The organism is Caloramator sp. Dgby_cultured_2 (genome assembly GCF_028872215.1).
Classification (GTDB): Bacteria; Bacillota; Clostridia; order Clostridiales; family Caloramatoraceae; genus Caloramator; species Caloramator australicus.
Map to the genome: position 1 here is coordinate 57,211 of NZ_CP118396.1, position 13,083 is coordinate 70,293.

Here is a 13,083-nt window from a genome sequence, read left to right on the forward strand (position 1 = left end):
TTTATTTATACAAACTATGTTGTATGAATAAATTATAAACCTCTTTCTTGGTAGGAATTGAAATATAAACCAAGAAGGAGGTTTTTAAATGTCACTATTAATAAAAAGATGACTAGTATTAATAAATAAAACAATTTTGAATGTATAAATTTTTAAAAATATTCTACTGTAACTTCTTTTCCAAGAAACTTTAAATATTCAGCCATATTATCAACAAGCTTTAATTTTAATCCTAAATCGAGAGGAAATTCAGGATTTTGATGGGCAGGATTAATTGCTCTTCCAACGAAAAAATGTATATTAGTAGCCTCTTCTATCAACATCTTAGATAGTTTTGAAGCAGCGTCATTTTTATTAAGACAATACAAATTTGTTGAAGTATCTTTTGATGAAATATACATTTTTACAAGTTCAACTGCTTTACTCATAGTAAGAACACCTTCGCATGTTAAATCTATACCATCAATCTCTGCAGCTGGAGGAATCGAAGGATCAACGTAGTTAAAATTAACCTTAAGTTCTTTATTTAAAACCCTGCAGACTATTTGAGATGTAGTGCCTCCACATACAATCTTTTTACCTTTGCTATCCATAAACTGTTTAATAACATATTCATCCAGATTTTTATCAACAGGAGGACCTATTAATACATTAATGTTTTGAGGATTTCTAATTCTTACAACAACAACTGTAGTATCATCTCCGGGTTTTTGTCCATAAAGATTGTCACAGACGTTAACTAATAACCTTGCAAAGTTTTTAGCAGGTAGTTCCTTTTATATATTCTTTCTGTATATTCTTTAATATTTTCCCACTGCCATCCTAAGTTCAGCATCTGCCCTATTCCTGCATGAACTGCTCCATCGCTCATCATAATAAATGTATCATCTAGATCTATTTTAAATTTGGTTTCATATATTTTTTTATCATATATGTTTCTTTCATGTTTAATAAAAGGTGCATACTTCCCATTTTTAAGCCTTATAATTGAAGGATTGTCAAACTCTACAATATACCCGTCCCCATTGCTGAATATCTCAAGTATAGAAAAGGTAGAGTAGGCAATACCTCTTTCCTTGCATACAGGAAGAGTTTTTGCTATAGTTTCTACTGCTTCATCTATACTTGAGCCCATAGAGAGCATAGTTCCTATTATTTTGCTAGTCATAGTTGAAAGTATATTAGCCTTAACTCCACTTCCAAGCCCATCAGCAAGAACTACAATAACTGATTCTTTGCTTCTTATGATTTCAACCTTATCTCCGCAGAGCTCCTCATTATATTTGTTAAGACTCCCATAATCTGCATCTACAAAAAGTTCATTTGTCTTCACCCATCTTTGCTACCATTGTGTCCTTTAGTTTAGTTAATGCTACTTTTGTCTCTGCTGTAGTCTCTCCAAGAAGACTTGCAATTTCTTGTGCAACTCTCATTTGTTTTTCAATAACTCTTTGTGCAATTTCAATAGTTTCTTTTCTAACTTTATTCAATTGTTCTTGATTTTTTTCTTCTTTTGTTATATCCTTCATTATTACTATGATTACATCATGGTCCTTTGCATATATTACCGATTGTTCTACAGTAACATCATACTTATCATAATAAATTTTTGATTTAAAATGTCCTTTCCAGTATCCCTTACAATTGCAAAATCAGGGCAATCAAAGAATTGAAACACATTTTTTCCAACTAAATGTATATTTTCTAAATTAAAAATTCTATATACTGAATTATTAGCCTCCTGAATATAAAGCTCACTGTTTAAAGCAAGTATTGCATTAGGAGAAGAGTTAATAATTATGTTAGATATGGACTCAGCTTTTTGCCGCATATAAGGTAGACACATATTAAGGTCCGCCTTATTATTATAAACTGCAATTGCCTTTTCCCTGCAACTTGAATATCCGCAGGCACCGCAGTTAAGTTCATCTTCCTTTTAAACTTACCTATTTTTTTCAATATATTTCTGATGGTTTTATCATCAGGTATATTATTTTCTACTTCTTTATTATAAAAAACCTTTGATAAATCAACATTAACTTTAATATCTTTCAAATTGCTTATTGTATTTGTATTACCTACATAATTCAAAAATCATCATAGGCTTCAATAAAGCTGCTGTTATTATTGCATGGACCGTTAATGCATCCACCCTTACAGCTGTTCATCTCTATAAAATATCCATTAATATTTCCTTTAACTATTGCATCAAGAGTTTCTATGCAGCTTTCCAAACCATCTATGTTTAAAAATTTGTAACTGTTTTCTTTATGTATAGTTTTTAATATACCCCCAACTATTGGATAATATCTCTCAATAAGAGTTTCATCATTTTTAATATTTTCATCTTGAAACTCATTCAAATCGATACCTTCATCTTCAAACCATTTTTTTAGTTCATCGAAGGTAATTACAGCATCGATTAAATAGTCATTCTCTCCATCCATATATTCTTTTTCTTTGCAAGGCAGGGTCCAATAAATACAACCTTTATATTTTCTCCATAAGTATGCTTTAACATCTTTGCATGGGCAATCATAGGGGATACAACTGGGGCAAGATATTCTATAGCACTTGGATAATATTTTTCGACAAGGGACACAACAACCGGGCATGCTGTTGTTATAATATTTTTCATATTATTTTTTTAATAAGTTTTTCGTATTCTCTTGATACTGCAAAAGCTCCTATCGCTGTTTCTTCTATATGAAAAAACCAAGTTTTTCAAGGGCAAAACAGCGCTTGTGGATTATGGGATTTAAATGCAGAGGGGAAGGAAGGTGCAATGCTTGCATAAACACGATACTTTTTTCTATAAATTCTTTTACTTTTCCTATTTCATCTGCAACGTTTTTAGCATTCTGAGTGCATACTTTAAGACAGTTTCCGCAAAGTATGCAGTTATCCTCAATTACTTGAGCCTGATCATTATTAAAAGATATAGCTTTTACAGGACAGCTTCTTATACATTTGTAACAGTTTTTGCAGTTTGCTTTTTTAAATTTTATTATGTTAATCATTGCTATTAACCTTCTTTAATATATATTCATCAAATTTTTCTCTAGCATTTTCAGGCTTTAGATCTCCAAAAATCTCATCGTTAACCTTTATTGAAACACCATTTATACAATTACCAAGGCAAAAGGACGCTTTAAGTTCAACCTTTTCTTCTAAATTTTTTTCCTTTATTGTTTCTTGGAATATTTTCATAATTTGATAGGAACCTTTAAGGTGGCAGGAACTTCCTACACATATATACACACTAAGCACTTTAACCCCTCCAAAATTTAATGTTAATTTATTAACAATAATAATTGTAACAAAAATAAAATTTTGTTCAATAGAATTAATAGACTAGAACCCTTATGGAAATACAGATGTATAAAGCCAAAGTATGCAGAGGTTATTCCCACAGTTTTAAGGATATAAAGAGAAAAATTGTTTCTTTAACCTAATCAGCGATAGAAGTCTCCCACTTCTATAAATGTAGGTAGTTTACAGTGTATATTAGGAAACAATAAATAGCCCCTATGATAAACTAAATCATGGGGCTAGCTTAAATATTTAATATATTAAGATATGTCATTTGTGTTATTGACAGATTCGTTAACTTCATTTTTAAAGAAATTAGTATCCTTTAAAGTATCCCTTGCAGTCGATTGACCAAAATAAAAGGAAATTATCATAGTAAAAACTGTTAGAAATTCTGTGGAGCTGATAACACCCTTTATACTAAGAAAGCAAAATACGCCAGTGAGCATTATGGCGATTATCTTTTTGTGCTAACCCATGTGTTTTTCATATTATCACCCTCAATTCGACTGGAAATAGGATTTATTAGCAATAATGAATCTTATAGCCCTTGCAAGGATATCAATCTCATCGAAGGTGTTGTAAAGTCCAAAGCTTAATCTTACCATTCCTGGTCTTTTAGAGTCTGGATTTTTGGATATTTTTAGTATTTTTTCTTTATCTATCCTTAAAAGCCTTTGAATATATGGCTGAGCACAAAAGCATCCGCTTCTTACAGCAATTGCAAAATAGTCAGAAAGTATTTCTGCAACTTTGCCATGATATATACCCTTGATATTAAAGGGAATAATAGCTACTTTATTACTAATATCTGGACAGTAAAGTTCTACATCATTAAATTGGGATAAAATATGATTTGTATATTTTAAAAGGGTTCCTTCATATTCATCTATTTTATCCATTCCTATATTTTGAAGGGTTTCAATTGCAGCAATGAGTGCCACAACTCCCATAAGATTTGGCGTTCCTGCCTCTTCTTTAGAAGGTGGATCCTCCCATATTACAAAATCATGTGAAACAACCTTAACGGTTCCTCCGCCCTTTAAATCAGGTTCCCCTTTTCAAAAATCCTTTTAGGGCCGATTAGGGCACCGACACCAAAGGGAGCATACATTTTATGCCCAGAAAAGGCTATAAAGTCTATATGTTCATCATCTGAATGGGATTTCATATCAAATTTTCTGTGGGGAATAAGCTGAGCACCGTCCACTAAAATAAATGCCCCATATTTATGTGCTAATTTTGCAATTTCATAATAAGGATTAATATAACCCGTTACATTTGAAGCTCCAGTTACAGCTACAAGTTTAACTTTTCCATCGTATTTTTTAAGTTTACCTTCTAAATCATCCAGCAAAAGCCTTCCACAATCATCGGTTTCAATATAATCAACTTTAAACTTCCCCTCCAAGGGAGGTCATTTGAATGGTGTTCCATAAATGTAGAAAGCACTACGCATTTATCATCTTTACATAATCTGTTTGATAACTTATTTATCGCCTCAGTTGTATTTCTAACATAAATTACGGTATCAAGTTTTGAATCACCACCTATAAAGTTTAATACCTTTTCTCTTGATGATTCATAGATTTCTGTTGAAAATACTGATTTATACCCTGTTCCCCTGTGGATAGATGAATACCATGGGGCAAAACTGTTTATTGCATTCATGACGTTTATAAATGGAGGTGTGGTTGCAGCGTTATCGAAATTAATATATCTTGTTAATTTCCCATTTTTAAGAGGGACTAATGTATTAACTCCTACTACTAAATTTCTAAAATACATATTAATCAACCCCAAAGGCTTTCTTATATTAGTATATTAAGGTAAAAATTTTTTGACATCGATTTAAAGGAATTTATAAACTTATATAGAATAGTAATATTATGAAAAAATTAGCAGGTGATTTATATGGCAATATATTTTTTACAATAGTAATTCAATATATAATAACTATATTGATGGCAATCATTATTTTTTAATATTAATAAGATATTTAAAAAATTTATTATCACCAGTTAAGACGATACGAGCAAAAGTTATAGACAAAAGACGTTTATGATAAGAACGGTAAATATTCCTTATCATGTAAGTGGTAACCTAAATAGAACAAAATTTTCTATAACCTTTGAAACTGAAGGTGGAAAAACAATAGAACTTTTATGCAATAATATTCTTTACGATGGGATTTTTAAAGGAGAAGAAGGATATCTTACATACCAAGGGGAATGGTTAAAGGATTTTAGAAAAGAATGAGAGCTTTGAAGGGTGGGCTGAAAATGAATTTATTTAAAAAATTTTTTCACCATATATAGGACTTCCGAGGGATATATATTTTTTATTTTTGGCAAGGGTTATAAACAGCATGGGAAACTTTGTCTTCCCATTAATGACTATGCTCTTAACCGATAAGCTTAAAATGTCGCCGAAGGCTGCGGGGAATTTATAAGCCTTGCAGCGGCATCATATCTTCCAGGTTCAATCTTGGGAGGAAAACTTGCTGATAAATATGGAAGAAAAAGCATTTTCGTTTTTGCCAGACTATTGCAGGGCTTTTTATCCTAGCCTGTGCCTTTATTGATAAAACCATAATTCCATGGTTTGTTATTTTATTTGGAGTTTTGAATGGTGCTGCACAGCCTATAAACAGCGCTATGGTAACGGACCTTACAAACAAAGAAAACAGAAAACAAGCATTTTCGTTAATTTATCTTGGAATAAACGTTGGATTTGCAGTTGGTCCGTTGATAGCAGGATTTTTATATATAAATTACTTTAATCTAATTTTTATAGGGAACGCAGTAGCTATATTTTTATCAGTGTTCTTTATATGGTATTTTGTAAGGGAACCTGAAATTAAACATGACGAACTTGACGAGATGGAAAGACCAAAGGAAGGCAATACCTTTAAAGTATTATTTGAAAGAAAAGAATTATTATATTTTGCTCTTATTTCTTCAATTTTTGCCTTTTCTTATGCCCAGGTTAACTTTTCAACGACGATACAATTAAAGGACGTTTACGGCGAAAATGCTGCAAGGTTTATGAGCATAATAAATTCAATAAATGCAACTGTTGTAATAACGTTTACAACGATAATCATTCACATAACAAGAAAAAATAAAGCTATATTAAATATAACGATTGCAGGAATATTTTTGCAATCGGCTTTGGCATACAATATTTTTTCGTAAGTTTCTATCCTTATATTTTGTCGACATTTATTTGGACGCTTGGGGAAATACTGCATGCCACAAATTCGGGAGTTTATATTGCAGATCATACTCCAGCCTCCCATAGAGGAAGGTTTAATTCACTTATGTCTATAGTTCAAGGTTTAGGGCATGGGATTAGCCCATTGATAATGGGAAGATTCATACAAAAATATGGAGTAAGAAATGTTTGGCCACTTATATTTATTTTAAGTTCTGCTGCGAGCATTTTTATGTATCTTTTAAGTAAATACGATAAAAAGAAAATCTAGGTAAAAAGAAGGGGCTGCAATTTAGCAGCCTTTTTAACTAAAAAGCAGATTATAGTATTTTTTATAGTTTCCTCAAAACTTTCTATGCTAACATATCTTGATTCCCTTGCGTATTCTTTTCCTTCTATATATAAAAGTATAGTTGGATAAGCAAATACAGAATAAGCACCAGCGGCTTCAAGGGTTTTTGAAACATCTATTTTTGCAAGTTTTGCGTTTGGATATTTTTGAAGCATTTCTTCTATTTTAGGTAGTAAAACCTTACAAACATTGCATCCTTCCACTGTAAAATATAATATTGCCATTTGATTGGAGGATATGAAATCTTTTATTTCAGTGTTGGAGTTTAATATCAACATATAAATCCCTTTCTAAGATTAATTATACATTAATCAATTATATACCCTAAAAGGGTATATGTCAAAATTAATTTGTATTTTGTTTTTAATAAGTTAAGAATAACCTGTATAAAATAACAAAAATTAATTAATAAATATAAACAGACTGTTAAAAAGTTTTTATTATAAGCCCTGCAAAGGATTTCCCTGGCGTTTGCTCATTTTGCTAAGCATTTCTAATAGAGATTATGTAATATACTTTTTTAATCCTTAAGGAGCTCTAACAAAATCTAAAAGAGGATTGTCGAAAATTTGAATATCAATAAATATATAATTTGTTTATTGATAATTATTATTTATTAATTTATAATATTAATAGAAAAATATATGAAAGGAGAGTTTTTATGAAGGTAGTTGTTATAGGATGCACTCATGCAGGAACAGCTGCAATAGTAAATACTGCAAAACTATACAAAGATGCTAAAATTACTGTTTATGAAAGAAACGATAACATATCATTTTTATCCTGCGGCATAGCTTTATATGTTGGAGGAGTGGTTAAAGACCCATTAGGACTTTTTATAGTTCGCCGGAAAAACTAAAGGAGCTTGGTGCAGAAACCAAGATGAAACATGAAGTTTTAGATGTGGATTTGGATAAAAAACATTGAAAGTAAAGAATTTAGAAACAGGAGAAACTTTTGAAGATAACTATGATAAATTAATAATAACAACTGGCTCATGGCCTATTGTTCCTAAGATAGAGGGTATTGAGCTTGAAAATATACTTCTGTCAAAAACTTTTATCACTCAAATACAATAATAGAAAAATCAAGGGATGCAAAAACATAGTTGTAGTTGGTGCAGGATATATTGGGGTAGAACTTGCAGAAGCCTTCGAAACAAATGGAAAAAATGTCACACTAATTGACAGCCAAGACAGAATACTTAGCAAATATCTAGACAAAGAATTTACGGACTTAGCAGAAGAGGAATTAAAAAGCATGGAGTAAGGCTTGCATTATCTCAAAGTGTGATTAGATTTGAAGGAGAAAATGGAAGAGTAGAAAGGGTTGTTACAGATAAGGGAACATATGATGCTGATCTTGTTATCCTATGTATTGGGTTTAGGCCAAACACAGATTTGTTTAAAGGAAAATTAAACATGCTTCCTAATGGTGCTATTATAGTAGATGAATATATGAGAACAAGCAAAGAGGATGTATTTGCAGCAGGGGATAGCTGTGCTGTATTTTACAATCCGATTAAAAAGCATGAATATATTCCTCTTGCAACCAATGCTGTTAGAATGGGAACTCTTGTGGCAAGAAATTTGATTAAGCCAACAACAAGATATTTAGGAACACAAGGAACATCAGGAATCAAAATTTATGATTTAAATATAGCTGCAACAGGACTTACAGAAAACATGGCAAAATACTATGGACTTGAAACAGAAAGTGTTTTAATTGAGGATAGCTATAGGCCAGAATTTATGCCAACCCATGAAAAGGCAATTTTAAAGGTTGTTTATGAAAAAACAAGTAAAAGAATTCTTGGCAGCCAAATACTATCAAAGGTTGATTTAACTCAAATGATGAATACAGCATCGGTATGTATTCAAAATGATATGACGATTGATGAACTTGCATTTGTAGACTTTTTCTTCCAACCTCATTTTAACAAGCCGTGGAACCTATTAAATATAGCAGCGCTAAATGCAATATAGGCAAGCGATAGCTTGCCTTTTTGTAACACTTTTTATTATGATGAATATTATAATTGTATCAATAAATTAATTTTTGAATTATTGCTAATATCTACATAAAGTGCTATAATTAACTAAACAAGGAGGGATGGGTATGTCCAAAAAGGTTATAATCGACTTTGACTTTAAAGGAAAGAAAAAGGCAAAGGAAAATCTTAAGAAGGGGTTAGCTATAGGTGCAGCTATAGGAAGCGTCGTAGGATTAGTTTCAGGGATTTTAACAGCACCTAAGTCAGGAAAGGAAACAAGGGAAGAAATTAAAGAAGAAGTAAAGGAAGTATCAAAGAAGGCTGCTTTGAAGATAAAGGAAACAACTAAACTAGTTAAGGAAAGGGTTGAAGAGAAGTTTACCAAAAAGGAAGAACCTGTAAACGTAGAAGCTAATATAGAGGAAACGCCATATTCACAGGAAAATATGGAAGGCTTTACGGAAGAAAATCCAAATGAATAAGAGGTGAACTTATGACACTAACGATAACGCCTCAGGGGTTACTTTTAACTTTAATTGCTGTTTTGCTCATATTTATAACATTTTATCTTGTTAAAACTTTAAAAAAATTAAACGAGTTACTTGATAGTGCAAATTCCATATTAAAAGACAATAAAAAGAATATAGATGAATCACTGCAAAATGTTAGTCAAATAACAACTTCAGCAAAACAAAAGATAGACTATGTAGATAAACTATTTAATCCAAATGGAGAAGCTGCTGCTTCAAAGGAAGGAATTGACTTAGTTACAACAATAGAGGCAGTTTTAGCTTTAATAAACGAAATAAAAGAAATTTGGCCAAAGAAAAAAGGTTTAAAAAATAGCCGCTTTTGCGGCTATTTTTTATGCTGGTTGAAGATTGATTTCTTTATAGTTTTTTTATCCTTATACATCATCATATCTGCAAAGGCGATCATTTCATCGGTTGTTTTATAAAAATCCTCAAGGGATGCAACACCAAAGCTTACGCTATGATCAACTTTTTGATTTTTTAAATTGAGCTCTTTTAATGCTTCCTTTATCCTAATTATTATATTTTCTGCCTTTAGGCTGTTGCAGTTAGGCAGAATTATTAAAAATTCATCTCCACCTATTCTTACTACATAATCTGAACTTCTTATATTCTTTTTTAAAACATCTGCGACATTAATAATTAATCTATCACCCTCATGATGCCCCAATGTATCGTTTACTTGTTTAAGGTTATTGATGTCAGCATAGATGATAGAAAGATCTTTATTTTCCTTCTTATGTTTTTCGAATATTTTTTCTAGAATCTCAAGTCCGGCATTGCGATTATAGGCTCCCGTCATTATATCGTATGTTGCAAAATACTTCCATATTTTTATTCTTCTTTCGGTTTCTCGTTTTATTAATACATAAAGGAGAACAGCTGTTATAAATATGAAGAAGAAACCCTTGAAAATAGAAATTTTAACGAAAAATGCCCTTTGATTTGCGTATTTAACTATAAAAATATCCGAATAAAAAATCCAAGCGATGCTTAATATAACATAAACTAATACTATTTTAAGTGCACCTAAATTAATTTTTTTCAATCTTTATCTTCCTTTCAAAAGGAATTTCATGTTTATATTATACATATTAATTCGACAGTTTTCAACAAAATAAATATTCATATTGATTTTTTATTACAGTTATTTTATCGTAGAAATTAGAGAATACTTGATATATGGAGGGTTATTTATGGAGCATAAATATAAAAATCATTTGCCTAAAATCCATGAAGCTGCTTTTGTTGCAGAGGGTGTTCATATCATTGGAGATGTTGAAATTGGTGAGGATTCTAATGTATGGTTTAATGCTGTTTTAAGGGGAGATGTAAATAGTATAAAAATCGGTAGAGGAACCAATATTCAGGATAATACTACTGTTCATGCCTCAACCGGACAAAGTCCGACAATAATAGGTGACTATGTAACAGTTGGGCATAACTGCATTATTCATGGTTGTAAAATAGGGGACTATTCTCTTATAGGTATGGGTTCAATTATTTTAGATAATGCAGAAATTGGAGAATATACTATTATAGGTGCAGGTTCTTTGGTAACCCAAAACAAAAAATACCTCCAAGGGTTTTATGCATGGGTTCGCCTGCAAAGGTTATTAGGGAATTGACTGAAGAGGAAATAGAATATCTTAAAAATTCAGCAAAACACTACATAGAACTATCTAAAAATTATAGGTAGGTGATATTATGATTAACAATTCAAGATCCTGCTGAGGACCTAAGGAGGCTTCAGTTGAAGCATTGGTAAAAAATGTCCAAAATGCAATATGAAGGGGAGGGGGTAAGTTTAAAAGCCGTAAAACATCTTGTGAAGGAAGATAAATTGGTCAAGGATTTAAATTATTCAATTTGCCTTAATGAGGATTGTGATGTTGTGTATTATTCAGATGATATAATATTTAAAAAGGAAGATGTAAAGGTTCCGGTGTGGTTTAAAAGGGATGCTAATCCTAAATATATCTGCTATTGTAGCAGGGTAACAGAAGAAGATATAAAAAGGGCTATAGAAGATGGTGCCAATACTTTGAAGGATGTGATAATAAAAACCGGTGCAATGAAAAATTGTAATTGTGAAATAAACAATCCAAAGGGAAAATGCTGCAGCAATGATATAAAAAAGTAATGGAAAAGTATATGGGCATTTGACAAAAACAATATAAAGAGTTAATATATAAATGTCAAATGCTAAAAATGAGGTGATATTATGTCAAATTGCAATACATGTCCTTCAGCTGCAACCTGCAGCAGTAAAGATGCTGGAACATGCACAATTGAGTTTAACCCAAACAACAACATTAAAAAGGTTATTGCTGTAATGAGTGGTAAAGGTGGAGTTGGAAAATCTACTGTTTCAGTTCTTATTGCAAAAAAGTTAAGAGAAAAAGGTTACAAGGTTGGCATTTTAGATGCGGATATAACAGGCCCAAGCATTCCAAGACTTTTAGGCATTAAAGATAAAAGGGCAACAGGTAACGAAGAATTTATTTTTCCTGTTGAAACTGATGATGGAATAAAGGCAATGTCTCTAAACTTTTTAATGGAGGATGAAAATCAGCCTGTAATTTGGAGGGGCCCATAATAACAGGCGTAGTTCAGCAGTTTTGGAATGAGGTTTTATGGGGCGATTTAGATTATCTTATAATCGATATGCCACCAGGAACAGGGGATGTTGCCCTAACAATAATGCAATCTATTCCAATTACAGGAATCATAATGGTTTCAGTTCCACAGGATTTGGTTTCAATGATTGTTGCAAAGGCGATAAACATGGCAAGAAAGATGAATATAAATGTTTTAGGTGTAATTGAAAATATGAGCTATATTGTTTGCCCAGATTGTGGAAAGAAGATAAAACTATTTAAAGGAGATACTGAAAAGTTTATAAAGGATTTGGGTGTTGAACTTCTTGGAGAAATTCCGATGAATGAAGATATGAATAATTTAGAATTATATAACGAAAATAAAGATAATATCTCCAAAATATTTGAACCAATAATAAATAAAATATTAGAAAAAGTAAATGGATAGGTGGGGACCTATCCATTTAATATTATTAGGACTGCCAATGTTGATAAAATGCCAACTAATGTTCCAAGGGATAATTCTTTAGAAGTATGACGGTTCATCTTTAGCCTTGCCCACCATGTTAAGGGTAAGGCAATAGATAATATTATAGTTTTATATCCAATAAAGCTAAAGGTAAAGGTTAAGGGGCCAGCGATTCCGCAGGCATGGCCACTGGCCTTTATTTTTATTACTTTATTTATAAATGTTAAAACAATACTTGATAAAAGATAGGATAAGAAGATTATTTTTATTTTATAAGGGGCATTAAAATAAAAAACTAATATTGTTCCTAATATGTAAGAGAGTAATGCAAAAATAAAAGCTAACTTTCTTTCACCACTTCGTCCTTGTGATTTGATGGATGGGATGAAGTTTTGAACAAAGTATGAAGATATAGGAATTAAAGTTAAAAATAAAATACAAAAGTATAGCCATTTTATATCGTTAAAAATTGTTGTATTTTTATGGATAAACAAAATTACAAATAAAGCAAAACTCGGAACAGTAGTAATGATGCTTATTATTTTAGCCAATTTCAGCTGCATAAGACCACCTCAATTTAGGTTAATTATTTAACAGACCTTCTAATA

The 13,083-nt window shown here is 31.3% G+C and carries 18 protein-coding genes and 5 pseudogenes; 9 read left to right on the plus strand and 14 right to left on the minus strand.

What is annotated here, in order from left to right:
• Positions 1–152: 152 nt before the first annotated feature.
• The 11 genes and pseudogenes from PWK10_RS18215 to PWK10_RS00390 form a co-directional block, all read right to left on the minus strand.
• Positions 153–593 (minus strand): hypothetical protein, encoded by a 441-nt coding sequence (locus PWK10_RS18215; protein ID WP_342455589.1) that lies wholly within the window; start codon positions 591–593, stop codon positions 153–155.
• Positions 594–739: 146 nt separating this feature from the next.
• The gene (locus PWK10_RS18220; RefSeq protein WP_342455590.1) at positions 740–1,333 is read right to left on the minus strand and encodes a SpoIIE family protein phosphatase; all 594 of its coding nucleotides are present in this window, start codon (positions 1,331–1,333) and stop codon (positions 740–742) included.
• The gene (locus PWK10_RS00350) at positions 1,320–1,529 is read right to left on the minus strand and encodes a hypothetical protein (RefSeq protein WP_274767024.1); all 210 of its coding nucleotides are present in this window, start codon (positions 1,527–1,529) and stop codon (positions 1,320–1,322) included. Before PWK10_RS00350 ends, PWK10_RS18220 begins: the two co-directional genes overlap by 14 nt.
• A 47-nt stretch (positions 1,530–1,576) precedes the next feature.
• Positions 1,577–1,882: pseudogene (locus PWK10_RS00355) on the minus strand ([Fe-Fe] hydrogenase large subunit C-terminal domain-containing protein); the annotation flags it as partial.
• Positions 1,798–2,091 (minus strand): hypothetical protein, encoded by a 294-nt coding sequence (locus PWK10_RS00360; RefSeq protein ID WP_274767025.1) that lies wholly within the window; start codon positions 2,089–2,091, stop codon positions 1,798–1,800. The gene PWK10_RS00360 and the pseudogene PWK10_RS00355, both read right to left, overlap by 85 nt.
• A complete protein-coding gene (locus tag PWK10_RS00365; RefSeq protein ID WP_342455591.1) occupies positions 2,088–2,447 on the minus strand; it encodes a [Fe-Fe] hydrogenase large subunit C-terminal domain-containing protein in 360 nt (119 codons plus the stop codon). Before PWK10_RS00365 ends, PWK10_RS00360 begins: the two co-directional genes overlap by 4 nt.
• On the minus strand, positions 2,423–2,638 hold the full coding sequence (locus tag PWK10_RS00370; RefSeq protein ID WP_274767026.1) for a [Fe-Fe] hydrogenase large subunit C-terminal domain-containing protein: 216 nt from the start codon (positions 2,636–2,638) through the stop codon (positions 2,423–2,425). Before PWK10_RS00370 ends, PWK10_RS00365 begins: the two co-directional genes overlap by 25 nt.
• 64 nt (positions 2,639–2,702) lie before the next feature.
• Positions 2,703–3,020 carry a 4Fe-4S dicluster domain-containing protein gene (locus PWK10_RS00375; RefSeq protein WP_274767027.1) on the minus strand — a complete coding sequence of 106 codons (318 nt, stop codon included), beginning with the start codon at positions 3,018–3,020 and terminating at the stop codon, positions 2,703–2,705.
• Positions 3,013–3,270, minus strand: a complete 258-nt coding sequence (locus PWK10_RS00380; protein ID WP_274767028.1) for a (2Fe-2S) ferredoxin domain-containing protein — start codon at positions 3,268–3,270, stop codon at positions 3,013–3,015. The genes PWK10_RS00375 and PWK10_RS00380 overlap by 8 nt, the downstream gene beginning before the upstream one ends.
• 302 nt (positions 3,271–3,572) lie before the next feature.
• Complete coding sequence (locus tag PWK10_RS00385) at positions 3,573–3,761, minus strand: hypothetical protein (protein WP_274767029.1); 189 nt, start codon at positions 3,759–3,761, stop codon at positions 3,573–3,575.
• Positions 3,762–3,812: 51 nt separating this feature from the next.
• Positions 3,813–5,100: pseudogene (locus tag PWK10_RS00390) on the minus strand (aminotransferase class V-fold PLP-dependent enzyme).
• Positions 5,101–5,373: 273 nt separating this feature from the next.
• Here PWK10_RS00390 and PWK10_RS00395 point away from each other — a divergent pair.
• The 3 genes from PWK10_RS00395 to PWK10_RS00405 all read left to right on the plus strand — a co-directional run bounded on the left by PWK10_RS00395 (position 5,374) and on the right by PWK10_RS00405 (position 6,799).
• Positions 5,374–5,571 carry a DUF2500 family protein gene (locus tag PWK10_RS00395; RefSeq protein ID WP_274767030.1) on the plus strand — a complete coding sequence of 66 codons (198 nt, stop codon included), beginning with the start codon at positions 5,374–5,376 and terminating at the stop codon, positions 5,569–5,571.
• 320 nt (positions 5,572–5,891) lie between these two features.
• The gene (locus PWK10_RS00400) at positions 5,892–6,509 is read left to right on the plus strand and encodes an MFS transporter (protein ID WP_274768379.1); all 618 of its coding nucleotides are present in this window, start codon (positions 5,892–5,894) and stop codon (positions 6,507–6,509) included.
• Positions 6,510–6,526: 17 nt separating this feature from the next.
• Positions 6,527–6,799: an MFS transporter gene (locus PWK10_RS00405; RefSeq protein ID WP_274767031.1), complete on the plus strand. Its 273-nt coding sequence runs from the start codon at positions 6,527–6,529 to the stop codon at positions 6,797–6,799.
• Here the strand turns inward: PWK10_RS00405 and PWK10_RS00410 are convergent.
• Positions 6,796–7,158: a thioredoxin family protein gene (locus tag PWK10_RS00410; RefSeq protein ID WP_274767032.1), complete on the minus strand. Its 363-nt coding sequence runs from the start codon at positions 7,156–7,158 to the stop codon at positions 6,796–6,798. The genes PWK10_RS00405 and PWK10_RS00410 overlap by 4 nt on opposite strands.
• Positions 7,159–7,541: 383 nt before the next feature.
• Between PWK10_RS00410 and PWK10_RS00415 the strand changes: the two are divergent.
• The 3 genes and pseudogenes from PWK10_RS00415 to PWK10_RS00425 all read left to right on the plus strand — a co-directional run bounded on the left by PWK10_RS00415 (position 7,542) and on the right by PWK10_RS00425 (position 9,831).
• Positions 7,542–8,865, plus strand: a pseudogene (locus tag PWK10_RS00415) (FAD-dependent oxidoreductase).
• Between the two features lie 133 nt (positions 8,866–8,998).
• Positions 8,999–9,355, plus strand: coding sequence for a YtxH domain-containing protein (locus tag PWK10_RS00420; protein ID WP_274767033.1), 357 nt, complete (start codon positions 8,999–9,001; stop codon positions 9,353–9,355).
• Positions 9,356–9,366: 11 nt separating this feature from the next.
• Entirely contained in the window at positions 9,367–9,831 is a 465-nt protein-coding gene (locus tag PWK10_RS00425; RefSeq protein WP_274767034.1) for a DUF948 domain-containing protein, read from the plus strand.
• On the opposite strand, the gene PWK10_RS00430 is transcribed toward PWK10_RS00425, so the two are convergent.
• Complete coding sequence (locus PWK10_RS00430; RefSeq protein WP_274767035.1) at positions 9,732–10,454, minus strand: GGDEF domain-containing protein; 723 nt, start codon at positions 10,452–10,454, stop codon at positions 9,732–9,734. The two genes, PWK10_RS00425 and PWK10_RS00430, sit on opposite strands and share 100 nt — an antisense overlap.
• A 148-nt stretch (positions 10,455–10,602) precedes the next feature.
• Here PWK10_RS00430 and PWK10_RS00435 point away from each other — a divergent pair.
• From PWK10_RS00435 to PWK10_RS00445, 3 genes and pseudogenes are all read left to right on the plus strand, one after another.
• Positions 10,603–11,105, plus strand: a pseudogene (locus PWK10_RS00435) (gamma carbonic anhydrase family protein).
• An 81-nt stretch (positions 11,106–11,186) separates the two neighbouring features.
• On the plus strand, positions 11,187–11,549 hold the full coding sequence (locus PWK10_RS00440) for a (2Fe-2S)-binding protein (RefSeq protein ID WP_274767036.1): 363 nt from the start codon (positions 11,187–11,189) through the stop codon (positions 11,547–11,549).
• Between the two features lie 81 nt (positions 11,550–11,630).
• A pseudogene (locus PWK10_RS00445) lies at positions 11,631–12,454 on the plus strand (Mrp/NBP35 family ATP-binding protein).
• An 8-nt stretch (positions 12,455–12,462) separates the two neighbouring features.
• Here the strand turns inward: PWK10_RS00445 and PWK10_RS00450 are convergent.
• A complete protein-coding gene (locus PWK10_RS00450; protein WP_274767037.1) occupies positions 12,463–13,038 on the minus strand; it encodes a hypothetical protein in 576 nt (191 codons plus the stop codon).
• Positions 13,039–13,083 lie beyond the last annotated feature (45 nt).